This is a genomic window from Kitasatospora sp. NPDC034533, from assembly GCF_055575155.1.
On sequence record NZ_JBVITE010000024.1, the window covers coordinates 20090 to 45158 of the forward strand.

Consider the following 25069-nt stretch of genomic DNA (forward strand, 5'->3'; position numbering starts at 1 on the left):
AGGCGCTCGCCGAGTCGGTTGAAAGGCTTCCGATGCTCGCCCAGACCACGACCACGGTGGAGACCGCCCGCTGGTTCCGCACGTACGCCGCCCGGCCGAACGCCCGGGTGCGGCTCGTCTGCTTCCCGCACGCCGGCGGCGCGGCCGCGGCCTTCCGCGACCTCTCGGGCCGGCTGCCCGCCACCGTCGAGCTGACCGCCGTGCAGTACCCCGGCCGCCAGGACCGGTACGGCGAGCCCCCGACACCCGACCTGGACACCCTGGCCGGCGAGATCGCCGCCGCCGTCGAGCCGCTGCTCGACCGTCCGGTGGCGTTCTTCGGCCACAGCCTCGGCGCCACCGTCGCCTTCGAGACCGCCCGCCGGCTGTCCTCCCGGTACCGCCCGGCCCTACGCCACCTCTTCGCCTCCGCCCGCCGCGCGCCCGCCGTCCCGAACCAGGGCCCCGGCATCAGCCAGGACGACGCCTCGGTGCTCGCCTACGTCCGCGGCCTCGGCGGCGCCGGCGCCGCGCTACTGGAGGACGAGGACCTGCGCGAGATGGCCCTGCCGGTGCTGCGGGCCGACTTCCGCCTGGTGGACACCTACCGGTACGTCCCCGGCGCGCCGCTGCTCTGCCCGATCACCGCCGTCGTCGGCGCCGAGGACGACGCCTGCCAGCCCGAGCACGCCGGGCGCTGGGCCGAGTGCACCGCCGCCGGCTTCGACCTTCGCGTGCTGCCCGGCGGCCACTTCTACCCGGAGACCCACCCGGCGGAGCTCACCGCACTGCTCACCGGGGCGCTCGGCGTCCCGGCCGTCTAGGCCCGCGCCGCAGGAGAGGACCCCCCGACCCATGCCACACGACCCGTTCAACGACCCGGCCGGGCGCTACCGCGTGCTCGTCAACGACCTCGGCGAGCACTCCCTCTGGCCGGCCTTCGCCGCCGTCCCGGCGGGCTGGTCCACGGAACTGGACGACGCCGACCGCGCCACCTGCCTCGCCCACCTGAACCGGCGCCACCCCGCACCGGCCGCCGCTGCCCCGGCCGTCCCGACCGGCCGTGCCGTCCCGGACGACCGGACCGTCCCGACCGACCAGACCGTCCCGACCAGAAGGGTGGAGCGCAATGTCTGACCCGAAGGCCCCCCTCCGGCTGCCGCTCTCGGCGGCCCAGACCGGCATCTGGTTCGCCCACCAGCTCGACGCCTCCGGCTGCCGCTACAACATCGCCGAGTACAAGGAGATCCACGGCCCGGTCGACCACGCGCTGCTGGAGACCGCCTGGCGCCGCCTGCTGGAGGAGGCCTGGACCTACCGCGTCACCCGGGTCGTCCAGGAGCCGGACGGCCTGGTCCAGTACGTCGCCCCGGACGCCCGGGACCGCTCGCTCCCCCTGGTCGACCTGAGCGCCGAGCCCGATCCGGCCGCCGCCGCCCGGGCCTGGATGGACGAGGACCTGACCCGCCCGGTCGACCTGGCCGGGGGCCGGGTCCAGACCTTCGCGCTGATCAGGCTCGCCGAGGACCGCCACTACTACTACCAGCGGGTCCACCACGTCACGATCGACGCGTACGGCGGCTCCCTGGTCGGCACCCGGGTCGCCGAGATCTACACCGCGCTGTGCCGGGGCGAGGAGCCCGCCGAGTGCGCCTTCGACCCGCTGCCGGTGGTCCTCGACGAGGACGCCGCCTACCGCGCCTCCGAGGCCGCCGAGGCCGACCTGCGCCACTGGGTCGAGAAGCTGGCCGACCGCCCCGAGCCGCGCCGCCTGGTGACCCGCACCGTCGAGCCGGGCGCCGACCGCCCCGCCGTGGGCTTCCACCGCCGCACCGCCACGCTCTCCCAGGAGCACGCCGACCGGCTGAAGGAGCTCGCCCGCTCCGCCCGCGCCCCGTGGTCCGTCCTGGTGATCGCGCTGTGCGCCGCCTACCTCCAGCGGATGACGGGGCAGAGCCGGCAGATCATCGGCCTGCCGGTCACCGGCCGCACCACCCCGGCGGCCCGCCGCACCCCGTGCATGGCCTCCAACTGGGTGCCGCTGCTGCTCGACGTACGGCCCGAGGAGACCGCCGCCCAGCTGGTGCGCCAGGCCGTCGGCGAGGTGCGCGACGGCCTCAGGCACCAGATGCCGCGCTACGAGGACGTCTGCCGGGCGCTCGGGCTGACCGGCTCGGCGGACGCCCTGGTCGGTCCGACCGTCAACATCATGGCCTTCGACTCCGAGCTCCGCTTCGGCGAGCACCCGGCCTTCGCCCACAACCTGTCCAACGGCCCGGTCGACGACCTGTGCATCGCCTTCTACGACCGCGCCGACGGCCAGGGCCTGACCGTCGACTTCGACGCCAGCCCCGACCTCTACCTCCCCGCCGAGGTGGCCGAGCACCAGGACCGCTTCCTGCGCTTCCTGCGCGCCGTCCTCGACGCCCCGGGGACGCCGCTGGGCCGGGTCGACCTGCTCGCCCCCGAGGAGCGCCGCCGGCTGCTCACCGAGTGGAACTCCGCCCTCGACCAACCGCCGTACACCGAAGGCGCGTTGGAGGCCTTCGAGGCCCAGGCCGCGCGCACCCCCGACGCGCCCGCCGTGGTCCTCGACGGCACCGCCGTCAGCTACCGCGAACTGGACGCCTGGGCCAACCGGCTCGGCCACGGGCTGCGCGCCGCCGGCGCCGGGCCCGACACCGTCGTCGGCGTGCTGCTCGACCGCACCCCGGCCCTGCTCGCCGCCCTGCTGGGCGCCTGGAAGGCCGGCGCCGGGTACGTCCCGATGGACCCGTCCTGGCCGGCCGCCCGCATCGCCACCGTGCTCGCCGACGCCGGCGCCGTCGCCCTGGTCGGCGACCGCCCGGCCGGCTTCACCGGCCCGGTGCTGGACCCGGGCGCCGTGGCCGCGCTGCCCGCCACCCGGCCGGACGTGCCGCGCGACCCGGACCGCCTCGCGTACGTCATCTACACCTCCGGCTCGACCGGCCGCCCCAAGGGCGTCCAGGTCGCCCACCGCTCCCTGGCCAACTACCTCGGCTGGGCGGTCCGGGACTACACCGGCATCGGCGGCGGCGCGGCGCTCTTCTCCTCCGTCGCCTTCGACCTCGTCGTCCCCACCCTGTACGCGCCGCTGATGACCGGCGCCCCCGTGCACCTCTTCCCGGCCGGCCGCGACCTCGCCGAACTCGGCGCCTGGCTGGCCGGGTCGGGCCCGTTCGACTTCCTCAAGCTCACGCCCGGCCACCTGGAGATGCTCGCCCACCAGCTCTCCCCGGCCGAGGCGCACGGCCTCGCCCCGGTGCTGGTGGTCGGCGGCGAGGCGCTGCTCGGCCGGGTCGCCGAGCAGTGGTGCGCGTGGACGGGCGCCCGGGTCGTCAACGAGTACGGCCCCACCGAGATCACCGTCGGCAACTGCGTCTTCGACGTGACCGGCCCGCAGCCCACCGAGGTGGTGCCGATCGGCCGCCCGATCCCCGCGACCAGCATGTACGTGCTCGACGCGAACCTCGAACCGGTGCCGGTGGGCACCGTCGGCGAGCTGTGGATCGGCGGCGCCGGCCTGGCCCGCGGCTACCTCGGCCGGCCGGCGATGACCGCCGAGCGCTTCGTGCCGGACCCGTTCGGCGCGCCCGGGGCCCGCCTCTACCGCACCGGCGACACCGCCAGGGTGCTGCCGGACGGCAACGTCGACTACCTCGGCCGCGGCGACGACCAGGTCAAGATCCGCGGCTACCGGGTGGAGATCGGCGAGATCGAGGCCGTCCTCGGCCACCACCCCGAGGTCGCCCAGGCCGTGGTGCTGGTCCGCGAGGACCGTCCGGGCGAGCGCCGGCTGGTCGCCTACGCCGTGCCCGGCGCCGCCGACGCCGCCAACGCCGACGCCGTGCTCGACCCGGCCGGGCTGCTGGACTTCGCCGGGCAGTCGCTGCCCGAGTACATGGTGCCGAGCGCCGTGGTCATCCTCCCCGCCCTGCCGCTCACCGCCAACGGCAAGGTGGACCGCGCCGCGCTGCCCGCCCCCGAGCAGCCCTCCGCCGGGGCCGCCCGCGCCCCGCGCGGCCCGCGCGAGGAGCTGTTCTGCGAACTGCTCGCCGAGGTGCTCGGCCTGCCCCGGGTCGGCCCCGACGACTCCTTCTTCGAGCTCGGCGGCGACAGCATCATGTCGATCCAGCTGGTCGCCCGGGCCCGCCTGGCCGGGCTGACCATCACCGCGCGGGACGTCTTCACCCGCAAGACCGCGGCCGGCCTCGCCGACGCCGCGCTCGACCTCCCGCAGGCCGCCACCGAGGCCCCCGGCACCGGGACCGGCCCGCTGCCGGCCACCCCGATCGTCCGCTGGCTCGCCGAACACCCCGGCGGAATCGAGCAGTTCGACGCGTACAACCAGTCGCTGACGCTGCGCGTCCCGGCCGCCGCCACCGAGGCCGAGCTCACCGAGGCCCTCCAGGCCCTGCTGGACCACCACGACGCCCTGCGGCTGCGCACCACCGCCGACTGGCGGCTGGAGACCACCGCCCCCGGCACCGTGCGCGCCGCCCTGCGCCGGGTCGACGCCACCGGTCTCGACGAGGCGGCGCTGCGTGCGCTGCGCTCGGCCGAGGGCCACGCCGCCCGGGCCCGGCTCGCGCCGCGCGAGGGCGTCACGGTCCAGGCCGTCTGGTTCGACCGGGGCCCGGAGCACAGCGGCCTGCTCCTGCTGGTGATCCACCACCTGGTGGTCGACGGCGTCTCCTGGCGCGTGCTCGGCCCCGACCTCGCCGAGGCCTGGCAGGCCGTCCACGAGGGCCGCACCCCGGCCCTCGCGCCGGTCGGCACCTCCTACCGGGGCTGGGCCCGGCGCCTGGCCGACGAAGCCGAGCGGCCCGAGCGCGAGGCCGAACTCGGCTGGTGGCAGGCCGTGTTGACGACAGCGGACGAGCCTGCGGCCGTCGACCCGGCCCGGGACACCCACGGCAGCGCCGAACGCCTCACCCTACGGCTGCCCGCCGAGGTCACCGAGCCGCTGCTCACCACCCTGCCCGCCGCCTTCCACGCCGAGGTCAACGACGTCCTGCTCACCGCGCTGACCCTGGCCTGCGACGGCGAGGCCCTGGTCGACCTCGAAGGCCACGGCCGGGAGGGCGACGCCCTGGGCGGCGCCGAACTGTCGCGCACCGTCGGCTGGTTCACCAGCCTCCACCCCGTCCGGCTGGCCTCCGGCCCGCTCGACCTGGCCGAGGCGAGGGCCGGCGGCCCGGCCGCCGGCGCGCTGCTCAAGCGGGTCAAGGAACAGCTGCGCGCCGTCCCGGACAAGGGCATCGGCTACGGACTGCTGCGCCACCTCAACCCGCGCACCGGCCCCCAGCTGGCCCGGCTCGCCACTCCCGGGCTGGGCTTCAACTACCTCGGCCGGTTCACCGCCGCCGAGGGCGACTGGGCCGTGCTGCCCGAGCTGGACGGCCGGCTGCCCGGCGCCGACGACCGGATGCCGATGGCCCACGCCGTCGAGCTCAACGCGCTGACCCAGGACGGCCCGGACGGCCCCGAGCTGGTCGCCGAGTGGAGCTGGGCCCCGGGCCTGCGCTCGGCCGAGGAGGTCCGCGCACTGGCCGAGGGCTGGTTCGCGGCACTGCGCACGCTGGTCGAGCACGGCAGCCGGCCCGGCGCCGGCGGCCGCAGCCCCTCCGACCTCGCGCCGGCCGGGCTCAGCCAGGCCGAGATCGACCGCCTGGAGGCCGAACACCCGCACTTCACCGACGTGTTGCCGCTCTCCCCGCTCCAGGAGGGCCTGTTCTTCCACGCCCTCTACAACGCCCAGGACACCGACGTCTACCTGGCCCAGCTGGAGCTGGACCTGGACGGCCCGCTGGACGCCGGAGCGCTGCGCGCCGCCGCCGAGGCCCTGCTCGACCGGCACGCCAACCTGCGGGCGGGCTTCCGCACCGGCCCGCACCGGCCGGTGCAGGTGATCCCGGCGCGGGTCGAACTCCCCTGGCGCGAGGCCGACCTGAGCGAAGACGCGGACGCCTCCGGGGCCGCCGCCGCCTTCGCCGCCGAGGAGCGGGCCCGCCGCTTCGACCTCGACCGCCCGCCGCTGCTGCGCTTCGCGCTGCTCCGGCTCGCCGAGGACCGCCACCGCCTGCTGCTCACCAACCACCACCTGCTGCTGGACGGCTGGTCGATGCCCGTCCTGATCCAGGAGCTGCTGGCGCTGTACGCCGCCGGAGGCGACCCCACCGCGCTGCCGCGCGTCCGCCCGTACCGCGAGCACCTGCTCCACCTGGACGGCAAGGACCGGATGGCCGCCAGGGCCGCCTGGCAGGCCGCCCTGGCCGGGCTGGAGGAGCCGACCAGGGTCCGGGCGACGGCGCCCGGGCGGGTGCCGGTGCCACCGAAGCGGCTGGAGTTCCGCGCGCCGGCCGAGACCGGCGCCGGCCTGACCGCCCTGGCCCGGGCCCACGGGCTGACCCTCAGCACCCTGCTCCAGGCCGCCTGGGCGATCACCCTGGGCCGGATCACCAACTCCACCGACGTCACCTTCGGCGTCACCGTCTCCGGCCGCTCGGCCGAACTGCGCGGCGCCGAGCGGATGGTGGGCCTGTTCATCAACACCCTGCCGCTGCGGCTGCGGCTGGATCCGGCGGAGCCGCCGGCCGCGCTGCTCGGCCGGCTCCAGGCCGAGCAGTCCGCCCTGCTGGAGCACCAGCACCTGGGCCTCGCCGAGCTCCAGGAGCTGGCCGGGGTCGGCGAACTCTTCGACACCGCCATGGTGGTGGAGAACTACCCGCTGGACGCCGCGGCGCTGCACGCACCGGTCCGCGGGGTGCGGCTGGCCGACGTCCGGGTCCATGACGCGGTGCACTACACGCTCGGCCTGATGGCCCTCCCGGTGGACGGCACCGTCGCCTTCCGGCTCGACTTCCAGACCGACCTGCTCACCGAGGCCGAGGCGCGGGAGATCGGCGAGCGCCTGCTGCGGGTGCTGGCCGCCCTCGCGTCCGAACCGGAGCTGCCGCTGGGGCAGTTGGACGTCCTGGCCCCGAAGGAGCGCCACCGGCTGCTGACCGGGTGGAACGACACCGCCCGCCCGATCGCGCCCGCCACCTTCCCCGCGCTCTTCGAGGCGCGGGCCGCCGCCCGTCCCGGGGCCGTCGCGCTCGCCTTCGGCCCCGAGCAGGTCACCTACGGCGAGCTGAACGAGCGCGCCAACCGCCTGGCCCGGCTGCTGACCGAGCACGGCGCGGGCCCCGAGCGCTTCGTCGCCATCGCCCTGGAGCGCTCGATCGAGCTGATCGTCGCCCAACTGGCCGTGCTCAAGGCGGGCGCCGCCTTCCTCCCGCTGGACCCGCGCTACCCGGCCGACCGGATCGCCCACATGCTCGGCGACGCCCGGCCCGCCCTGGTCCTCACCAGCGCCGCCCTGGCCGACGGCCTGCTCGCCGACAGCCCGGTGCCGTGCCTGCTGGTCGAGTCGCTCGACACCTGCGGCCGCTCCCCCGCGAACCTGACGGACGGGGACCGCCGGGCGCCGCTGACCCCCGACCGGGCCGCGTACGTCATCTACACCTCGGGCTCCACCGGCCGTCCCAAGGGCGTGGTGGTCACCCACACCGGCCTGGCGAGCATGGTGGAGAGCCAGCGCGAAGGGCTGGCCGTCACCCCGGACAGTCGGGTGCTGCTGTTCGCCTCGCCGTCCTTCGACGCGGCCGTCTGGGAGCTGGGCATGGCCCTGCTCACCGGCGCCCGCGCCGTCCTCGGCGACGCCGACCAGCTGCTCCCCGGCCCGGCGCTCGCCGAGCTGATCGCCGAGCAGGGCGTCACCCACCTCACCCTGCCGCCCACGGCCCTGGCCGTCCTGGACCGGGACGCCCTGCCCGAGGGCGCCACCCTGGTCGTCGCCGGCGAGGCCTGCCCGCCCGACCTGGTCGAGCACTGGTCCGCCCGCACCCGGATGGTCAACGCCTACGGCCCCACCGAGTCCACCGTCTGCGCCAGCATGAGCACCCCGCTCAACGGCCGCGTCAACCCGCCGATGGGCCACCCCGTCGCCAACACCCGCCTCCACGTGCTCGACTCGAACCTCCAGCCCGCCCCGGCCGGAGTCGTCGGCGAGCTGTACATCGCCGGCGCCGGCCTCGCCCGCGGCTACCTGGGCCGACCGGACCTGACCGCCGAGCGCTTCGTCGCCGACCCGTACGGCCCGCCCGGCACCCGGATGTACCGCACCGGCGACCTGGTCCGCCGCCGATCCGACGGCACCCTGGAGTACCAGGGCCGCGCCGACCACCAGGTCAAGATCCGCGGCTTCCGCATCGAACCCGGCGAGATCGAGGCCGTCCTCGCCCGGCACCCCGCCCTCGCCCAGGCGTTCGTCCTGGTCCGCGAGGACCGCCCCGGCGACCGCCGCCTCGTCGGCTACGCCGTCCCCCACCCCGGGCAAGACGTCGACCAGGCCGAACTGCGCGCCCACGTCGGCGCCGCCCTGCCCGACTACATGGTCCCCTCGGCCGTCGTCCTCCTGGACGCCCTGCCGCTGACCGCCAACGGCAAGGTCGACCGCACGGCGCTGCCGGCCCCGGACCAGGCCGCCGGCGGCCCCCGGACGGCGCCCGCCGACCCGGTCGAGGCGGCGCTCTGCGCGGCCTTCGCCGAGGTGCTGGGCACCGGGCCGGTCGGCGCCGACGAGTCCTTCTTCGACCTCGGCGGCGACAGCATCCTGGCGATCCGCTTCGTCGCCCGGGCCCGGGCCGCCGGCCAGGTGGTGACCGTCCGGGAGCTCTTCCAGCACCGGACGGCCCAGGCCCTGGCCGCCGTCGCCCGCCCCCTGGAGCGGCCGCAGGCCCCGGCGCGGAGCGTCTTCACCGACCCGGAGTCCGAGCGCGAGGCGGCCGAACTGCTCGCCTCGGAGGCCGAGTTGGCGGACGTGCTGCCGCTCTCCCCGCTCCAGGAGGGCTTCGTCTTCCACGCCCTGCTGGCCGACGACGACGTCGACGTCTACGCCACCCAGGTCCACTTCGACCTGCACGGCCCGCTCGACCCGGCCCGGCTGCGGCTCTCCGCCGAGCGGCTGCTCGCCCGCCACCCCGGCCTGCGGGCGGGCTTCCGCCAGGCCGGCCTCAGCCGCCCGCTCCAGGCGGTCCACCGCGAGGTGGCGCTCCCCTGGCGCCAGGACGACCTGAGCGGCCACCCCCAGCCGGTCGCCGAGGCCGAGCGGCTGGCCCTCGCCGACCGGACGGAGCCGTTCGACTTCACCCGCCCGCCGCTGCTGCGGCTGCGGGTCGCCAGGCTCGGCGACGACCTGCACCGGGTGGTCCTGACCGGCCACCACATCCTCTGGGACGGCTGGTCGGTGCCGGTCCTGCTCGACGAGCTGTTCACCGCCTACCGGCACGGCGGCTCGACCGAGGCCCTGCCCGAACCGACCCCGCCGCGCGACTACCTCGCCTGGCTGGCCGGCCAGGACGTCGAGGCGGCCCGCACCGCCTGGTCCGCCTCGGTCGGCGACGCCCGGCCGACCCTGGTCGACCCGGAGGCGGCGCACCGCGACCCGGTGCGGCACCGCTCGGTGTCGATCGACCTGGCCGAGCGGCCCGCCGAGGAGCTGGCCGCCGCCGCCCGGGCCCACGGCGTCACCGTCAACACCGCCGTCCAGGGCGCCTGGGCGCTGGTGCTGGCCCGGCTGACCGGCGAGCAGGACGTGGTGTTCGGCGCCACCGTCTCCGGCCGCCCGGCCGAGGTCCCGGGCGTCGAGCGGATGGTCGGCATGTTCCTCAACACCCTGCCGGTCCGGGTCCGGATCGACGAGGACGAACCGCTGTCCGCCCTGCTGGCCCGCCTCCAGGACGAGCAGTCGCGGCTGATCCCGCACCACCACCTCGGCCTCGGCGAGATCCAGCGGCTGGCCGGCGGGCGGGTCCTGTTCGACACCACCGTGATCCACCAGAACGCCCCGCTGGACGCCTCGGCGCTGGCCGCCGGGCTCGACGGGCTGACCCTCGGCGACGCCGGCAGCATCGACGCCACCCACTACCCGCTGCGGGTGCAGGCCGTCCCACCGCTGCACGGCGACGGCCTCGAACTGCGGCTCGGCTACCGCCCGGACGTCTACGACGACGAGGAGGCGCGCAGTCTGCTGGACCAGCTCCACCGGGCACTGCGCACCCTGGTCGACGCCCCGCTGACCAGGACCGGTTCGGTGGAACTCCTCTCGGCCGAGGAACGGGATCGACTCCTCGCCGGGTGGGGAGGCTACTGACCGTTCGACCGGGGCGGCCCACTCCGGGCCGCCCCGTCCCTTGACGGCAAGTCATGTCCTCCGATCCCACCACCTGGTAGGAAATGCTCACCATGAATGACAATGACGTAGTACGCCTGGAACAGGTCACCCGCTCCTACGGAACCGGCCAGAGCGCCGTCACCGCCCTGGCCGGGGTCACCGTCGGCTTCGCCCCCGGCAGCTTCACCGCCGTCATGGGCCCCTCGGGATCGGGCAAGAGCACCCTGCTCCAGTGCGCCGCCGGGCTGGACCGCCCGGACTCCGGCCGGGTCGTCGTCGACGGCGTCGACCTCGGCGGCCTCGCCGAGACCGCCCTGACCCGGCTGCGCCGGGAGCGCCTGGGCTTCGTCTTCCAGGCCTTCAACCTGCTGGGCTCGCTGACCGCCGAGCAGAACGTCGGCCTGCCGCTGCGGCTGGCCGGCCGCCGGCCCGACCCCGCCCGGGTCCGGGCCGCCCTGGCCCAGGTGGGCCTGGGCGAGCGGACCGGCCACCTGCCCTCGCAGATGTCCGGCGGCCAGCAGCAGCGGGTGGCGATAGCCCGGGCGCTGATCTCCGCGCCCAAGGTGCTGTTCGCGGACGAGCCCACCGGCGCCCTCGACAGCTCCAGCAGCCGCGAGGTGCTCACCCTGCTCCGCTCGCTGGTCGACCGGCAGGGCCAGAGCACCATCATGGTCACCCACGACCCGGTGGCCGCCTCCTACGCCGACACCGTGCTCTTCCTCGCCGACGGCCAGGTGGTGGACCAGCTGGCCGCCCCCGACCCGCAGACCGTCGCCGCCCGGATGACCGCCCTGGAGGGCGTGCGCAACGGCGGAGGCCCCCGATGAACGGCTTCCGGCTGCTGCTCCCGATCGCCGCCCTGTCGCTGCGGCGCCGGTGGCTCGCCTTCGTCGGCTCCTTCGTCGCGCTCGCCCTCGGCGTCGCGGTGATGTCCGCCGCCGGGGTGCTGCTCAACACCACGATGGGCGAGGACTCGCTGCCGGGCGCGCCCTCGCTGCACAAGCTGGTGAGCTTCATGGCCGCGATGGCCGGGTTCGTCTCGGTGTTCGTGGTCTCCTCGACCTTCGCCTTCGCCGTCGCCCAGCGCCGGCAGGAGACGGCGATGCTGCGCGCCGTCGGAGCGACGCCCCGCCAGGTGCGCTCGCTGATCCTCGGCGAGGCCCTGGTGGTGGCGCTCGCCGCCGCGGTCTCGGGCTGCGCGCTGGGCCTGGCCGTCGCCCCGGCGATCGCCTCCTGGCTGGTCGGCCAGGGCGCCGCGCCGAGCGGCTTCCGCGCCCAGCCGGCCGTGCTGCCGCTGCTGCTCGCCGCCTCGGGCGGCCTGCTGGTCGCCCTGCTCGGCGCCTACGCGGCCTCCCGCCGGGCCGGCCGGGTGCGCCCGGTGGAGGCGCTCAACGAGGTCGCCGTCGACAGGAAGGTGATGCCGGTCGTCCGCTGGGTGGCGTCGATCGTCTTCCTCGGCGTCTTCGTCTACACCCTCCGGACCTTCATCTCGATGCCCGCGTCGATGATGGCAGACCCGCAGTCCCGCGATCCGCAGACCACCCCGCAGTGGGCCCTGCTGTTCGACGTGATGGCGGTGCTCGCCATCGTGCTGGTGGCGCCGGTCCTGGTGCCGCCGCTGGTGCGGCTGTTCACCGGGCTCGTCCCGCTGCTGCCCGGCGCGGCCGGGCTGGTCGCCCGGCAGAACGCCCTCGCGGCGATCCGCCGCACCGTCTCCACCGCGACCCCGGTCTTCCTGGTGATCGGCCTGGCCGGCTCGGTGGTCGGCGGCACGGTGGCCTTCGGCGACGCGATGGCCGCCCAGGGCCGCTCCGTCCTCAAGGCCGGGTACGTGGTCGAGCCGGCCGCCGGTGGCACCGAGGTGCCCACCGACGCGCTGCGGAGGCTGGCGGCCCTGCCGGGCGCCGAGCTGACCACCGCCGCGGCCGTACGGTTCGACGGCCTGGCGCTCCCCGACCAGCAGCCCGCCCCCGGGCGCCCCGGCGACCTGCCGATCCCGGAGGACGGGCTGGCCGTCGACGGCGACCTGCGGGCGGCCTGGAACCTCTCCGCCGAGGACGGCTCGCTGGAGGACCTGCACGGCAGGACGGTCGCGGTCTCCAGCGACATGGCGAAGGTCTTCGGCTGGCACGTCGGCGACACCCTGAACGCCCGGCTGGCGGACGGCACCCAGGAGCAGCTGCGGCTGGTCGCCCGGGTCGGCCACCTGCTGCCGCAGCTGCCCGAGATCGTCGTCCCCCGGGAGGCCGTCCCCGGCGGGCACACCGTCTCGGTCGCCTACCTCGGCACCGGCGCGGGCCCCGAGCAGGTCACGGCCGCGCTGGGCGGCGGCGCGGCCAAGGCCACCGCGGGCGCGGACTGGATCGGGGCCCGCAACGACCGGACCACCAGGAACGGCTGGATCGCGATGCTGGCGATCCTCGGCCCGGCATTGCTGTACGCGCTGATCGCGATCGTCAACACGATGATGATGTCCACCGGGGACCGGCTGCGGGACTTCGCCACCCTGCGGCTGACCGGCGGCACCCGCCGCCAGGTCATGCGGGTGGTCGCGGCCGAGACCCTGGTGGTGGTCGCCACCGCGGCGGCGCTCGGACTGGTCGTCACCCTGCTGACCCAGTACGCGACCGTCCTGCTGATCGAGAACCGCGTCCTCGACGCCGGCCGGTCCGCGTCCTTCGACCTGCCCTGGGGCACCCTGGCCGGGGCCACCGCCGTCTGCCTGGCGCTCGCGCTGGTCTCCAGCCTGGTCCCGGCCCGGCTGGCGCTGCGGGTGCGCCCGCTGGACCTCGCGAGCGGCCGGCAGTGAACGCCGGCGGCACGGAACGGGCCGGCCCCGCCACCCCTCTCGGGCGGCGGGGCCGGTTCGTCCGGTGTCCGGGCGTCAGTCCGACATCGCGACCAGCACCCGGCGGGGGCCGGTGAACGGGCGGCGGCCGTGGCCGACCAGGAGGTTGTCGATCAGCAGCACGTCACCCCGGTGCCAGTCGACGTCCACCGCGGCCCGGAGGCCCCGGTCGCGGATCTGCTCGACCCACTCGGCCGGGATCGGCGAGCCGTCCGCCAGGGTGACGGACTGCGGCAGGTCCTCCGGCGCGAGCACGGCGGCCAGCCGGGCGGCGGTGTCGTCGCCGAGCCCGGCCGGGTGCCACTGGTCGGCCTGGTTGAACCACACCTCGGCGCCGGTGACCGGGTGGCGGGTGGTGGCGGGGCGCAGCTGGGCGATCCGCAGGCCGCCGTCCGCGCGCCACTCCCAGACCGCCTCGGTGCCGGTCAGGAAGGCCTCGACGTCCTCGCGGCTGTCGGTCTCGAAGGTCTGCTGCCAGCTTTTGCCGAAGCCGTAGCCGTCGTGCAGGTTCTGGAGGTAGCGCACCCCGCCGGCGAAGGCCTCGCGCAGCTCCGGGTCGAGCGACTCCAGCCACCGCGCGCCGTCCACCACCGGGGTCGCGCCGCCGGTCTCGGGGGCGGTCTCGCAGTAGAACGCCAGGCGGGCGGGCCAGGCGTGCGCGTACGACATCTCGTTGTGCATCGAGATGGTGAACTCCTGCGGGTACTCCGTCGAGGTGTACACGTTCTGGCCGACCTTGGTGCGCGGCGAGTTGCCGTGCACGTAGGCCAGCCGGTTCGGCAGCAGCAGGTCGTAGACCGCGCCGAGGGTGTCCGGGGTGACGTGGAAGCCCCGGAAGACCAGGGCCTTCTCCCGGGTGAGCAGGTCGCCCAGGTCGTCGTTCAGGCCCTTGAGGTACTCGATCAGACCGTCGGGAGTGGCCTCGGTCCCGGCGTCCGCGGGGCCGATCTCGGCCGGATTCCAGTTCTGCTCCACGCCCATGCGGGTCGCCACCTCCAGTAGTCGGGTCTCACCGCCTCCCACTGTCGGCGGCCGGTCCATCCCGGCCCCATCGGTCGTCGCCACCCGGCCTATGCCGGACCCATCCGCGGCCCATGCCCGGCCCATGGCGACGACTTTCGTGATCATGTCAGAAAAAGCTTCGGCAAAGGGGGGGAGCGTCCCGGCGTCCGGAACGGTACTGTGACCGCTTGCGTGACGGGGGAAGGGTGGCCGCAACCCCGCGGTGGCAGGAGGTCGCACGGGGAAGGGCATCCGACACACGGGGGATCGGTTGGACGTTCAGATCGAATTCGGACTACTCGGCCCACTATCGGTCGCCGTGGACGGCCGGCGCATTGCCATCGGCGGCCCTCGGCAACGCACCATTCTCGCCCTGCTGCTGCTTTCGCCCGATTCCGTCGTCTCGGTGGACGCGATGGTCGAGGCGGTCTGGCAGGGAGTTCCGCCGGCCACCGCCCGCACCCAAGTGGCCATCTGCATAGCGGGACTGCGCAAGATCTTCCGCGCCGAGGGCTGCGGCGACGAACTCATCGCCACCGTCCACCCGGGCTACCAGTTCAACACCGGCGGGCACCGGATCGACCTGCTGGCCTTCCGGCGCCTGGTCCAGGAGGCCGAGCAGGCCGCCGGGCAGCGGCGCCCGGCCGAGGCCGCCGAGCTGTACGAGCGCGCGCTGGGCCTGTGGCGCGGGCCGGTCCTGGAGGGGGTCACCGGCCGCCCGGTCGAGGACGAGGCGGCCCGGCTGGAGGAGGTGCGGCTGGCCTGCTACGAGACCGCCGTCGAGCTCCAGCTCGCGCTGGGCCGGCACCTGGAGGTGATCGGCACGCTGACGGCGGTGGTGCGCGAGCACCCGCTGCGCGAGCGCGCCCGGCAGTCGCTGATGCTGGCCCAGTACCGGGCCGGGCGGCGCGCGGAGGCGATGGAGACCTTCCGCGAGGGCCGCCGCCAGTTCGTCGACGAGCTGGGGCTGGAGCCCGGCACCCCGCTGATCCAGCTGCACGACGCGATCCTGCGCGACGACCCGGCGCTCAGCCTCCCCGACGCCCCGGCACCGGAGCCCGTCGAGCGGGCCGCGCCGCCGCCGGCCGCCGACACCCGCCCCACCCCCTCCTTCCTGCCGCCCAACGTGCCGGCCTTCACCGGCCGGCGGGCCGAGACGGCGCTGCTCGACCGGCTGGTCGAGGGCCGGTCGGAGGAGCAGCCGCCCGGCATCGGCCTGATCACCGGCGTCGCCGGGGTGGGCAAGACCGGCCTCGCGGTGCACTGGGCGCACCGCGTCGCGGGCCACTTCCCCGACGGCCGGCTCTACGTCGACCTGTGCGGCCACGACGAGACCCACGAGCCGACCTCGGCCGCCGACGTGCTGAGCCGCTTCCTGCGCGCCCTCGGCGTGCCGAGCGAGCAGATCCCGGCCGACACCGGCGAGCGCACCGAGCTGTACCGCAGCATGCTGGCCGACCGCCGGGTCCTGGTGGTGCTGGACAACGCCCGCACCGTCGGGCAGATCCACCCGCTGCTGCCCGGCACCGGGCAGTGCTGCGTGGTCGTCACCAGCCGGGAGCCGATGGAGCAGCTGATGCTCCGCTACGGCGCGGTGCGCGTCCAGCTCGGCGTGCTGCCGCCCGCGGAGGCGGTCGAGCTGCTGGGCCGGATCGTGCCCGAGGACCGGATCGCGGCCGATCCGGAGCAGGCCGAACGGCTGGCCGAGCTGTGCGACCGGCTGCCGCTGGCGCTGCGGATCGCCGCGGCCCGGCTGGCCTCGAAGGCGCACTGGAGCGTCCGGCACCTGGTGGCCCGGCTGGCCGACGAACGGCGCCGGCTGGACGAGCTGAGCCAGGGCGAGTCGCAGGTCCGGGCCGGCTTCGCGCTCAGCTACCGCTACCTGGCGCCGGACGCGGCGCAGCTGTACCGCCGGCTGGCGCTGCCGGCGGCGCCCGACGTCACGGTCTGGACGGCCGCCGCGCTGGTCGACGCCCACCCCTTCGAGGCCGAACGGCTGCTGGAGCACCTGGTCGACGTCCAGTTGCTGGAGGTCACCGGCACCGACGGCACCGGCCAGCTGCGCTTCCGGATGCAGAACCTGCTGCGGCTGTTCGCCGCCGAGCGGGCCCGGCTGGAGGAGACCGAGGAGGACCGGGCGGCCAGCCTGGACCGCGCGCTGCGCGGCTACCTGACCGTCGCCGAGCGGGCCCACTGCCAGGAGTACGGCGGGGACTACTCGCTGATCCACGGCTCCACCCCGCGCTACCCGGTGAACGAACTGCTGCTCGACGAGCTGACGGCCGCCCCGCTGGAGTGGTTCGAGGCCGAGCGGCTGTCGCTGATCGCCGCGATCGACCAGGCCGCCGGGCTGGGCATGGACGAGCTGGCCTGGGACCTGGCGAGCTGCACCTCCGTGCTGTTCGAGACCCGGGACTACCTGGAGGACTGGCAGTACTGCTGCGAACGCGCCCTGGAGGCGACCAGGGCGGCCGGGAACGTCCGCGGCGAGGCCGCCACGCTGGAGTCGCTGGGCGCGTCCTGGATCCGCTCCCGGCACGTCCCGGAGGCCGCCGACCTGCTGTCCCAGGCCCTGGCCAAGTTCGAGCAGGTCGGCGAGGACCACGGCCGGGGCCTGGCCCTGCGCTCGCTGGCCGTGCTGGACCGCACCCAGGGCGACCTCTCCTCGGCCGGGGTGCGGCTGAAGGAGGCCGTGGAGCTCTTCCGGGCGGCGGGCGACCTCTCCTCAGAGGCGCACGTGCTCGGCTACCTGGCCCAGGGCGAGCTGGACCTCGGCCGGCCCGAGGAGGCCCTGGCCTACGCCGAGAGCGCGGTGGCCGTCGCCGAGCGGGTCGGCGAGACCAGGGGCACCGCCCAGGCCCTCTACCGGCTCGGCCGCGCCCTGCTGGCGCTCGGCCGGTTCGAGGAGGCGGAGCGCCGGCTGCACGCGGTGGTCCGGATCGTGACGGCCAAGGAGGACCTGCTCGGCACCGTCTACGCCCGGCTGGGCCTGGGCGAGACGCTGCTGCGGCGCGGTCTGCCCGCCGAGGCGCACGCCGAGCTGCTGGAGGGCCTCGACGTGGCCCAGCGGGCCGGGAACATGGTCGCCGAGGGCCGGATCGGCTCGGCGCTCGGGCGGGCGGCCGCCGCGCTGGGCCGGACCGGGGAGGCCCTGGAACGGCTGACCCTGGCGGCCGGCCTGTTCCGTACGGCCGGCGCCAAGCGGGACCTGGAACTGACCGAGGAGGAGCTGGCGGCCCTCTGACCCGGGCCCTCCTCAGCCCTTCCGCACCGGTCCGAGCCTTGTGCCGGACATCCACCCGGATGTCCGGCACAAGGCTTTTCCTTTACCCCGGCATTTACCTTCCCGAATATGTGGAATCGATGGTCCGCATATGGTTTCCTGCTAGGCCGGATGCATATCTTTCAATGGCCGGAACGAAGAACCGGAAAAGCCCGACCATTGGAGCCGGATATGTCCAGCAGCACCACCGTCCCGCCGTTCGCCGTCATTTCGGGCGCTCAGGTCAGCAGCGTCCTCGACGGCCGCCAGAAGGAGGTCGTCGACATCGTCGAGCAGGCCTACCGCATTCACGGCGAGGGCCTGACGGTGAACCCGCCGTCCTACTTCCTGAAGTTCCCCGACAAGCCGAGCTCGCGCATCATCGCGTTGCCCGCCTCGATCGGCGGCGACGTCGCCGTCGACGGACTGAAGTGGATCTCCTCGTTCCCCGGGAACGTCGCGGCCGGCATCCCCCGCGCCTCGGCGGTGCTGATCCTCAACGACCACGAGACCGGCTACCCGATCGCCTGCCTGGAGAGCTCGATCATCAGCGCCGCCCGCACCGCCGCCTCGGCGGCGCTGGCCGCCGCCCGGCTCGCCGAGGACCGCGGCGCGCGCCCGCGCCGGGTCGGCTTCGTCGGCACCGGCCTGATCGCCCGCTACCTCCACACCTACCTCGCGGGCACCGGCTGGACCTTCGAGGCCTCCGGGGTGCACGACCTGTCCGCCGAGTCCGCCGCCGGCTTCGCCGGCTACCTGGAACAGGCCGGGGGCACCGGCGCGGTCACCGTCCACGACAGCGCCGAGTCGCTGATCCGCGACAGCGACCTGGTCGTCTTCGCGACCATCGCGGGCACCCCGCACGTCCACGACCCCGCCTGGTTCTCGCACAACCCGCTGGTCCTGCACGTCTCGCTGCGCGACCTCTCCCCCGAGGTGATCCTCGCCGCCACCAACATCACCGACGACGTCGAGCACTGCCTCAAGGCCGACACCTCGCTGCACCTGACCGAACAGCGGCTGGGCCACCGCGACTTCGTCGACGGCACGCTCCACGACGTGCTGACCGGACGGGTCCGGGTGCCGGCCGACCGCCCGGTGATCTTCTCCCCGTTCGGCCTCGGCGTGCTCGACCTCGCCGTCGGCAAGCACGTCCTGGACTCGGTCCGGGCCTCCGGCGAGCTGACCGTCGTCCCCGGCTTCTTCCACGAGCTGCGCCGCCACGGCTGACCCGGCCCCACCCCCGGTACGCCCACCCCCTCAGCACCGCCGGTGCGCCCCCCACCCACGGGACGCCCCCTCGGGTAACGGCCCCACCCCGGTACGACCCGCCCCCACACCCTGCCCTTGCGCTCCACCTCGCCACTGCCCGGGAGGCACCGATGCCGATCATCTCGGCTCCGCACCAGTTCAACGAGCACGACCTCTTCGTCGACCTGCGAGCGAGCCTGGGTGTGCCGCTCTACCTCAAGTGCGAAGGCATGAACTTCGCCGGCTCCATCAAGCAGAAGGCGGCGGTCTCGATGATCGAGGCCGCCGAGCGGGCGGGCCGGCTGCGACCGGACTCCGTGCTGGTGGAGTCGTCCTCCGGCAACCTGGGCGTGGCGCTCAGTCTGATGGCCGCCAGCATGGGCCACCGGTTCCTCTGCGTCACCGACTCCCGGTGCAACCTCGGCGCGAGACGGCTGATGGAGGTCTTCGGCGCCCGGGTGCACACCGTCACCGAGGCCGACCCGGTCACCGGCCTGCTCGGCGCCCGCCTCGACTACGTCCGGCGGCTCCTGGACAGCGACGACCGCTACGTCTGGCTGAACCAGTACCAGAACCCGGAGAACTGGGGCGCCCACTACCGCTGGACGGCCCCGGCGATCGCCGAGAGCTTCCCCGAGCTCGACGTGCTCTTCGTGGGCGCCGGCACCACCGGCACCCTGATGGGCTGCGCCCGCTGGTTCAAGGAGCACCGGCCCGGGGTGCGGATCGTCGCCGTCGACAGCGCCGGCTCGGTCAGCTTCGGCGGACCGGCGGCACCGCGCTGGATCCCCGGCCTCGGCTCCGGTGTCCGGCCCGCCATGCTCGACGAGGCGTACGTGGACGACGTGCGGATCGTCGAGGAGGTGGACACCGTCCGGATGTGCCACCGGCTGGCCGCCCGGGGCTTCCTCTTCGGCGGCTCGACCGGCACGGCTGTCGCGGGGGCAGCCGCCTGGCTGGCCGAGCACGACCCGCGGGGCCGGCTGACGGCGGTGACGCTCTCGCCCGACCTCGGAGAGCGCTACCTCGACACCGTCTACCAGACCAACTGGGTCCAGGGCATCTACGGCAGCGAGGCGCTGGCCGACGTCCGCGGCTGCGCCGAACGGGCCGTCAAGGTCCCGGCGATGTCGTCCTGACGCCCTCGCCGCCCACCCCCTCCGACGTGCGAACACGGGCGCCGGCCAGGCCCGATATCGTCCGCCGCCGGAATCCATAACGGAGCGATAAGAGCTCGAAGTCGCGCCTTCCTAATGTCTTCCCCGTCAGCAGGAAACACGGACGGAAGAACAGGAAACGGTGGAAATGCGACTCATCGGTGCGAACCTCGCGAAGCAGGTCGTCGTTGCGGCTCTGGGCGTCACCGCCCTGGTCGGTCTCGCCACCGCCACCGACGCCGCCCCGATCGGCCCCGTCGCCGTGGTGGCCGACGCCACTCCCCTCACCGCGACCCCCACCCCGACCCCGACCGTCCCGGCCAACCAGGACTGGACCTGACCGGCCCCCTCGGACACGACGGCGCCGGCCGCCGCGACACCCCTGTCGCGGCGGCCGGCGCCGTTCCGTCCGTCCTTGCCGTCAGGCGGTCAGTGCCGCACCCGCCCTGGCCACCTCGGCCGCGTTGACCGCCTCCGGCACGTCCAGGCCGGCCAGCGCCCGGCGCACCGACTCGGCGACCGCCACCCCGGCCTTCTCCTGGGCCTCGACGGTGCCCGCGCCCAGGTGGGGCGTCACCACCACGCCGTCCAGCCCGAACAGCGGCGAGTCCGTGCACGGCTCGGTCTCGAACACGTCCAGACCGGCCCCGGCCACCCGGCCGTCCCGCAGCGCGTCCGCCAGCGCGGCCTCGTCCACGATGCCGCCCCGGGCGGCGTTGACGATCCGCACGCCGGGCTTGACCGCACGCAGCGCTTCGGCGCCGATCAGCCCCAGGGTCTGCGGGGTCTTCGGCAGGTGCACGGTGACGAAGTCCGCCGTCGCCAGCAGCTCGTCCAGCCCGACCGCCCGCACGCCCAGCCCGGCCGCCCGCTCCGGCGCCACGAACGGGTCGTGGGCGACGACCTTCATGTCAAAGGCGGCCATCCTCCGGGCCACCAGCGAGCCGATCCGGCCCAGCCCGACCACGCCCAGCACCTTGCCGGCGAGCTCCACCCCGGTGAAACGCGCGCGCTGCCACGAGCCGCCCCTGAGCGAGGCGTCGGCCTGCGGGATGTTCCGGGCCACCGAGAGCAGCAGGCCGACGGCCAGCTCGGCGGCGCTGACGATGTTCGACGTCGGCGCGTTGACCACCAGCACCCCGGCCGCCGTCGCGGCGGCCACGTCCACGTTGTCCAGCCCCACGCCGGCCCGGGCGATCACCCGCAGTCCGGGCGCGGCGGCGATCGCCTCGGCGTCCATCCGCGTGGCGCTGCGCACCAGCACGGCGTCCGCCCCGCGCAGCGCGGCGAGCAGCGCGGCCCGGTCCGCGCCGTCGCAGCGGCGCACCTCCGCCTCCGGGCCGAGCGCGGCGACGGTCGCCGGGGACAGCTCCTCGGCGAGCAGCACCACGGGCCGACGGACGGGAGGGAGCGCGCCAACGGGAGAGCCGTTCATCCGGTCATCCACCTCTGCTATCCACCAATTCGGGAAGTTTGCACACATTCGGGAGATCGCGGGGCCCGGGAGTCACCCGGGCCCGTCAAGCCGTGGGGGGCCGGGAAGCCGTGGGGGCCAGGAAGCCGTGGGGGGCCGGGAGTCGTGGCCCCGGGAGTCGTGGGCCCGGCGGGCGGCCGAGCGGCTCAGCCCGCCGGAAGCACCTCGACGCTGCCGCCGTCGCTCCGGACGCTGACCTTGTGCGGGGAGGCCGGGTCGGTCCTGACCCTCACGTTCTGCTTCCCGCCGTCCGCCGCCGCGTCGACCGCGTACGCCGCGTCGGGCAGGCGGGTGGTGACGCTGCCGCCCGCCGACTCGATGTGCACCCGGTCCGGCGCCTCGGCGAAGGCGGCGCTCACGGTGCCGCCGTCCGCCTTGGCGGTGAACGACTTCGACGTCAGCCCGCTCGCCAGGACCTTGCCGCCGTCGGAGGACAGGTCGAGCGCCCCGGCCAGCCCGGTGATGTTCACGTCGCCGCCGGTGTTGCGCACCGTCACCGCGAGCCCCTTCGGCACCACGACCCGGTAGCCCACCTGGCACACCTTGTGGCCGAGGCCGTGCCCGCACTCCGAGGCGTCCAGCGCGAGCAGCCCGTCGGCGGCCTTGTGCGAGACGGACGGCCTGTCACCGTCGTACCGGACCGTCTCGGTCACCTGGACGCCTCCCTCGCCTCCCTCGCCGCCCGCGACCACCTCGACCAGCCCGCCCGGGCTCTTGATCCGCAGCGCGGTGACCGGATCGCCCACCTGGTACGAGTTGCTCTCGGAGGTCACCTCGCCGCCGCCGCACGCCGTGAGCAGGGCTCCCAGCGCGGTGGTGACGACGATCGGCGCGATCACCCGGCGGTACCGGGCGGCGGCGCTGCGGCTGTTCGGTCGGGACGGCTGCACGGCTGCATCCTTCGCTCGCGGCGGCGGGGTTCTGACCTTTCCCCACGAGCCTGCCCCCCACCGTCATACCGATCCCATACGCTTTCCATCCGTGGTCCACCCTCCGAGACGCGGGGGCGGCGGAGTGGACGGCATGACCGATGTGGTCCGATGCTGTGCGTCCTGCCCGGGGCGCCCGCACCGGGCGGGCCGCCGAGCAGCCGCTATGGCCGAGGTATAGACCGCCTTGGCAGAGTCGGACCATACATGCCCCGTCCCCGAAGGAGGCAGCGATGGCCAGCCGCTCCGAGCCGAGCCCCCGTGAGACGGCGGACGGGCCCGTTCCGTCCGCCCCTGGCGCCGGCCCCGGGCCGGGCCACGCTGCGCGCAACCACGAGGAGTTGCTGCGCGACCGCCGCGCGGCCCTCCGGCAGGACCCGGCCGCCGTCGGCGCGGCCGAACTCTCCCGCCGCGTGCTCGGCTGGGCCCGGAGCCTGGACGCCGGGGAGCGCGTCCTGCGCGAGGCGCTGCGCGACGCCGCCTCCCCCGGGATCCACCCGGACGGCGGCGACGCCGAGGCCCTCGGCCGGGCCGCCGCCCTGCTCGCCGCCGCCGAGGCCGCCGCCGTGCTGGCGGCCCGCAGCGCCCACACCCTGACCGCCGAGTCCGGCGTCACGACCACGGTGGTCTCCGCCCTGGTGCCGTCCCTGGTCGCCGAGTCGACCGCCCGGCTGGGCCGCCCGGTGGCCGAGAACGCGGCCGACACCGAGCGGCTCCGCGGCGCGGCCGTCGCCCAATTCCCCTGGCTGGTCCACGGGTTCGCGGCCGAGGAGGCGGACGAGGCCGGGCTCGCGGAGGCCGTCCGGCTCGGCGAGCCGCTGGCCGAGGTGGACCCGACCCGGCTCAACGCCCTCTCCCGCGGCGGTTGCAGTCCCGTCCAGACCCTCCCCCGGCTGGTGTCCGGCCCCCGACTCGGCCGGGCCGCACCCGAGATCCAGGACCTGGCCAAGTCCGTCCTGGCCGTGGGCGACGAACTGCACCGCCGGATGGCCGAGGTGCCGGACGAACCGCGGAACTCCCCGGCCGACCGCCGGCTGGCGGCCGCCTACGAGACCCTCTACGCCGCCGCGGCCTGTCTCGGGCTCTGGGCGGCGGGACACCGGGCCGAGGAACCGTGGCTGCGCGCCACCCTGCGCGCCCTGCTGGTCCGCCTCCACCGCCTCCTCGACGAGGAGCCCCCAGCCCTCGCCCCCTCCCGGGCCGAGGAGTCGCTGGCCGCGACCCTCACCGCCGAGGGGCCGCTGCTCCCGTTCTGACCGGACGGCGCCCCCTGCCCCGCGCCCCCGGCGGACACGCGGAAAGGGCGTGGGGAACGGCTCCCGCCCTTCCCCACGCCCTCACCGGCACCCGGCGCGATCTCCCGTGTCGCGCCGAGCCTCAGCTCGCCAGGTGGTGCGGCATCACCGTCCGCACCTCGCCGCTCAGGATCGCCTCGTACGTCCGGGCGAGCAACTGCCCCGGCGAGACGCCGAGTTCGTCCGCGAGGATGCGCCGCCCGTCCAGGTACAGCGACATCGCCTCGGCCTGCCGCTCCGACCGGTACAGCGCGGTCATCAGCAGCGCCCGGAAGCGCTCCCGCATCGGGTGCTGCGACACCAGCCCGGTCAGCTCGGAGATCAGCTGCCGGTGCCGCCCGAGGATCAGGTCGACCTCGATCCTCGCCTCCAGCACCTCCAGCCGCGCCTCGTCCAACTGCGGCCGCTCCGCCGCCACCAGATGGTCCGTCACATCGGCCAGAGCCTCGCCGTTCCAGCAGGCCAGCGCCTCCCGCAACCGCTCGGAGGCCGGCTCGTACCGCTGGTCGCGCAGCGCCTGGAACCCGCTCTGCGAAAGCCCGCCGAACCGCGTCAGATCACACGGCACGTGCTGGGCCAAGAGTCTGTACCCCGAGCGGATCCGCACCAGCGACACCTCGCTCCCCACCCGCCGCCGGATCCGCGACGCATAGGTGTGGATCTGCGCGCCGGCCGTGCTCGGCGGGTTCGAGTCCCAGAGCATCCGCCCGAGGTGCTCGTCGGAGACCGCCCGGCCACCCGCCATCACCAGCGCCGCGAACATGGTCCGCTGCTTGGTCCCGCTCAACGAGTCCTCCTGCCCGTCGGCCAGGATGTGGACCGGTCCGAGAATCCGAAACTCCATGCTGTCGTTCCCCTCGCCTTCGGTGCGGTTCCCGCCCTCCGAGACCGCTGACCCCACCGACGCTAGAAGACCCCCCCATCGCCCCGATATCACCCCGATATCGCCCCCCGCCACCCCCTCCCACCCCCGACCGACATCGCACTCTCCCACCCACCGCATCACCCGCCCGACACCCCGGCGCCACAAACGCCAGAAGGTCCGGTCATCTCCCTGACCGGGCCTTCTGGCTCCTGAGCCGCCTGCGGGATTCGAACCCGCGACCTACGCATTACGAGACCAAGAGGGTTCGTGATGCGCCATGCCATACCGTGCCACCTCGTGACGTTTTGCCTGATCAGCGCGCATGCGGCAGGTGAGGCGATGCCGTCCCGTGCTGCACCGTCCAAAGGCGTCCGTCCACCGGCTGTCCACCGGGACACCCTGAACCGACTCCAGTCTCCCGAAAGCCGCGACTTGTCCACCTTCGACAACGGCGTCGGCCGAGACGAAGCCAGGGCCGCTAGGCAGCCGTGTCAGCCCATCGTTGAGGAACTCTCCGCCGCCGACGCGGTCCGCGCCGCCGAGCTCCGCCACTTCTCGTACACCGCCCGCTCCCGCTGGACTGACGAAGATCTCCATCACACCCGCACCGCCAGGCCAGGCACCCTCTCCACCGCTGATGCGCTGTGCATCGCCGTCGCCGAACGTCATGGTCTCCCGGTCCTGACCATCGACCGAGCCTGGTCGGTCATCGAGCGCCTCATCGGCGGATTCACCGCCAAGACGATCTGCATCCGCTGAACACGGCC

At 74.9% G+C, this 25069-nt stretch carries 14 protein-coding genes and 1 pseudogene; 11 read left to right on the forward strand and 4 right to left on the reverse strand.

Features of this window, described 5'->3' with window-relative positions:
* Positions 1 to 32 precede the first annotated feature (32 nt).
* The 5 genes from ACZ55U_RS18655 (at position 33) to ACZ55U_RS18675 (ending at position 13028) form a co-directional block, all read left to right on the forward strand.
* The gene (locus ACZ55U_RS18655; protein ID WP_465527221.1) at positions 33 to 803 is read left to right on the forward strand and encodes a thioesterase II family protein; all 771 of its coding nucleotides are present in this window, start codon (positions 33 to 35) and stop codon (positions 801 to 803) included.
* A gap of 31 nt (positions 804 to 834) precedes the next feature.
* Entirely contained in the window at positions 835 to 1116 is a 282-nt protein-coding gene (locus tag ACZ55U_RS18660) for an MbtH family protein (RefSeq protein WP_465527222.1), read from the forward strand.
* Positions 1109 to 10198: an amino acid adenylation domain-containing protein gene (locus tag ACZ55U_RS18665; protein ID WP_465527223.1), complete on the forward strand. Its 9090-nt coding sequence runs from the start codon at positions 1109 to 1111 to the stop codon at positions 10196 to 10198. Before ACZ55U_RS18660 ends, ACZ55U_RS18665 begins: the two co-directional genes overlap by 8 nt.
* Positions 10199 to 10290: 92 nt before the next feature.
* Positions 10291 to 11046, forward strand: a complete 756-nt coding sequence (locus ACZ55U_RS18670) for an ABC transporter ATP-binding protein (RefSeq protein ID WP_465527224.1) — start codon at positions 10291 to 10293, stop codon at positions 11044 to 11046.
* The gene (locus ACZ55U_RS18675; RefSeq protein ID WP_465527225.1) at positions 11043 to 13028 is read left to right on the forward strand and encodes an FtsX-like permease family protein; all 1986 of its coding nucleotides are present in this window, start codon (positions 11043 to 11045) and stop codon (positions 13026 to 13028) included. The genes ACZ55U_RS18670 and ACZ55U_RS18675 overlap by 4 nt, the downstream gene beginning before the upstream one ends.
* A 75-nt stretch (positions 13029 to 13103) precedes the next feature.
* Here ACZ55U_RS18675 and ACZ55U_RS18680 read toward each other — a convergent pair whose 3' ends face one another.
* Complete coding sequence (locus ACZ55U_RS18680; protein ID WP_465527226.1) at positions 13104 to 14048, reverse strand: TauD/TfdA family dioxygenase; 945 nt, start codon at positions 14046 to 14048, stop codon at positions 13104 to 13106.
* A gap of 340 nt (positions 14049 to 14388) precedes the next feature.
* Between ACZ55U_RS18680 and ACZ55U_RS18685 the strand changes: the two genes are divergently transcribed.
* The 4 genes from ACZ55U_RS18685 to ACZ55U_RS18700 all read left to right on the forward strand — a co-directional run bounded on the left by ACZ55U_RS18685 (position 14389) and on the right by ACZ55U_RS18700 (position 20079).
* The gene (locus tag ACZ55U_RS18685) at positions 14389 to 17313 is read left to right on the forward strand and encodes an AfsR/SARP family transcriptional regulator (RefSeq protein ID WP_465527227.1); all 2925 of its coding nucleotides are present in this window, start codon (positions 14389 to 14391) and stop codon (positions 17311 to 17313) included.
* A 210-nt stretch (positions 17314 to 17523) separates the two neighbouring features.
* Complete coding sequence (gene sbnB / locus ACZ55U_RS18690) at positions 17524 to 18561, forward strand: 2,3-diaminopropionate biosynthesis protein SbnB (protein WP_465527228.1); 1038 nt, start codon at positions 17524 to 17526, stop codon at positions 18559 to 18561.
* Between the two features lie 152 nt (positions 18562 to 18713).
* A complete protein-coding gene (gene sbnA, locus ACZ55U_RS18695) occupies positions 18714 to 19721 on the forward strand; it encodes a 2,3-diaminopropionate biosynthesis protein SbnA (RefSeq protein WP_465527229.1) in 1008 nt (335 codons plus the stop codon).
* Between the two features lie 166 nt (positions 19722 to 19887).
* Complete coding sequence (locus tag ACZ55U_RS18700; RefSeq protein WP_465527230.1) at positions 19888 to 20079, forward strand: hypothetical protein; 192 nt, start codon at positions 19888 to 19890, stop codon at positions 20077 to 20079.
* Between the two features lie 123 nt (positions 20080 to 20202).
* Here ACZ55U_RS18700 and ACZ55U_RS18705 read toward each other — a convergent pair.
* Both ACZ55U_RS18705 and ACZ55U_RS18710 read right to left on the reverse strand, forming a co-directional pair.
* Positions 20203 to 21174 (reverse strand): annotated as a pseudogene (locus tag ACZ55U_RS18705) (hydroxyacid dehydrogenase); the annotation flags it as partial.
* 185 nt (positions 21175 to 21359) lie between these two features.
* Positions 21360 to 22103, reverse strand: coding sequence for a DUF4097 family beta strand repeat-containing protein (locus ACZ55U_RS18710; RefSeq protein ID WP_465527231.1), 744 nt, complete (start codon positions 22101 to 22103; stop codon positions 21360 to 21362).
* A 272-nt stretch (positions 22104 to 22375) separates the two neighbouring features.
* Here ACZ55U_RS18710 and ACZ55U_RS18715 point away from each other — a divergent pair, with 272 nt between their 5' ends.
* A complete protein-coding gene (locus ACZ55U_RS18715; protein ID WP_465527232.1) occupies positions 22376 to 23398 on the forward strand; it encodes a hypothetical protein in 1023 nt (340 codons plus the stop codon).
* 121 nt (positions 23399 to 23519) lie between these two features.
* Here the strand turns inward: ACZ55U_RS18715 and ACZ55U_RS18720 are convergent, their stop codons facing one another.
* Positions 23520 to 24281 (reverse strand): AfsR/SARP family transcriptional regulator, encoded by a 762-nt coding sequence (locus ACZ55U_RS18720; protein ID WP_465527233.1) that lies wholly within the window; start codon positions 24279 to 24281, stop codon positions 23520 to 23522.
* A 318-nt stretch (positions 24282 to 24599) separates the two neighbouring features.
* On the opposite strand from ACZ55U_RS18720, the gene ACZ55U_RS18725 reads away from it, so the two are divergent.
* Positions 24600 to 25061: a PIN domain-containing protein gene (locus ACZ55U_RS18725; protein WP_465527234.1), complete on the forward strand. Its 462-nt coding sequence runs from the start codon at positions 24600 to 24602 to the stop codon at positions 25059 to 25061.
* Positions 25062 to 25069 lie beyond the last annotated feature (8 nt).

Bases quoted from the DNA above. Each gene is read 5' to 3' on its own strand.
- ACZ55U_RS18680 (WP_465527226.1), bottom strand. From the start codon at position 14,048: ATGGGCGTGGAGCAGAACTGGAATCCGGCCGAGATCGGCCCCGCGGAC.
- ACZ55U_RS18675 (WP_465527225.1), top strand. From the start codon at position 11,043: ATGAACGGCTTCCGGCTGCTGCTCCCGATCGCCGCCCTGTCGCTGCGG.
- ACZ55U_RS18700 (WP_465527230.1), top strand. From the start codon at position 19,888: ATGCGACTCATCGGTGCGAACCTCGCGAAGCAGGTCGTCGTTGCGGCT.
- sbnB (WP_465527228.1), top strand. From the start codon at position 17,524: ATGTCCAGCAGCACCACCGTCCCGCCGTTCGCCGTCATTTCGGGCGCT.
- ACZ55U_RS18715 (WP_465527232.1), top strand. From the start codon at position 22,376: ATGGCCAGCCGCTCCGAGCCGAGCCCCCGTGAGACGGCGGACGGGCCC.
- ACZ55U_RS18720 (WP_465527233.1), bottom strand. From the start codon at position 24,281: ATGGAGTTTCGGATTCTCGGACCGGTCCACATCCTGGCCGACGGGCAG.
- sbnA (WP_465527229.1), top strand. From the start codon at position 18,714: ATGCCGATCATCTCGGCTCCGCACCAGTTCAACGAGCACGACCTCTTC.
- ACZ55U_RS18670 (WP_465527224.1), top strand. From the start codon at position 10,291: ATGAATGACAATGACGTAGTACGCCTGGAACAGGTCACCCGCTCCTAC.
- ACZ55U_RS18665 (WP_465527223.1), top strand. From the start codon at position 1,109: ATGTCTGACCCGAAGGCCCCCCTCCGGCTGCCGCTCTCGGCGGCCCAG.
- ACZ55U_RS18655 (WP_465527221.1), top strand. From the start codon at position 33: ATGCTCGCCCAGACCACGACCACGGTGGAGACCGCCCGCTGGTTCCGC.
- ACZ55U_RS18660 (WP_465527222.1), top strand. From the start codon at position 835: ATGCCACACGACCCGTTCAACGACCCGGCCGGGCGCTACCGCGTGCTC.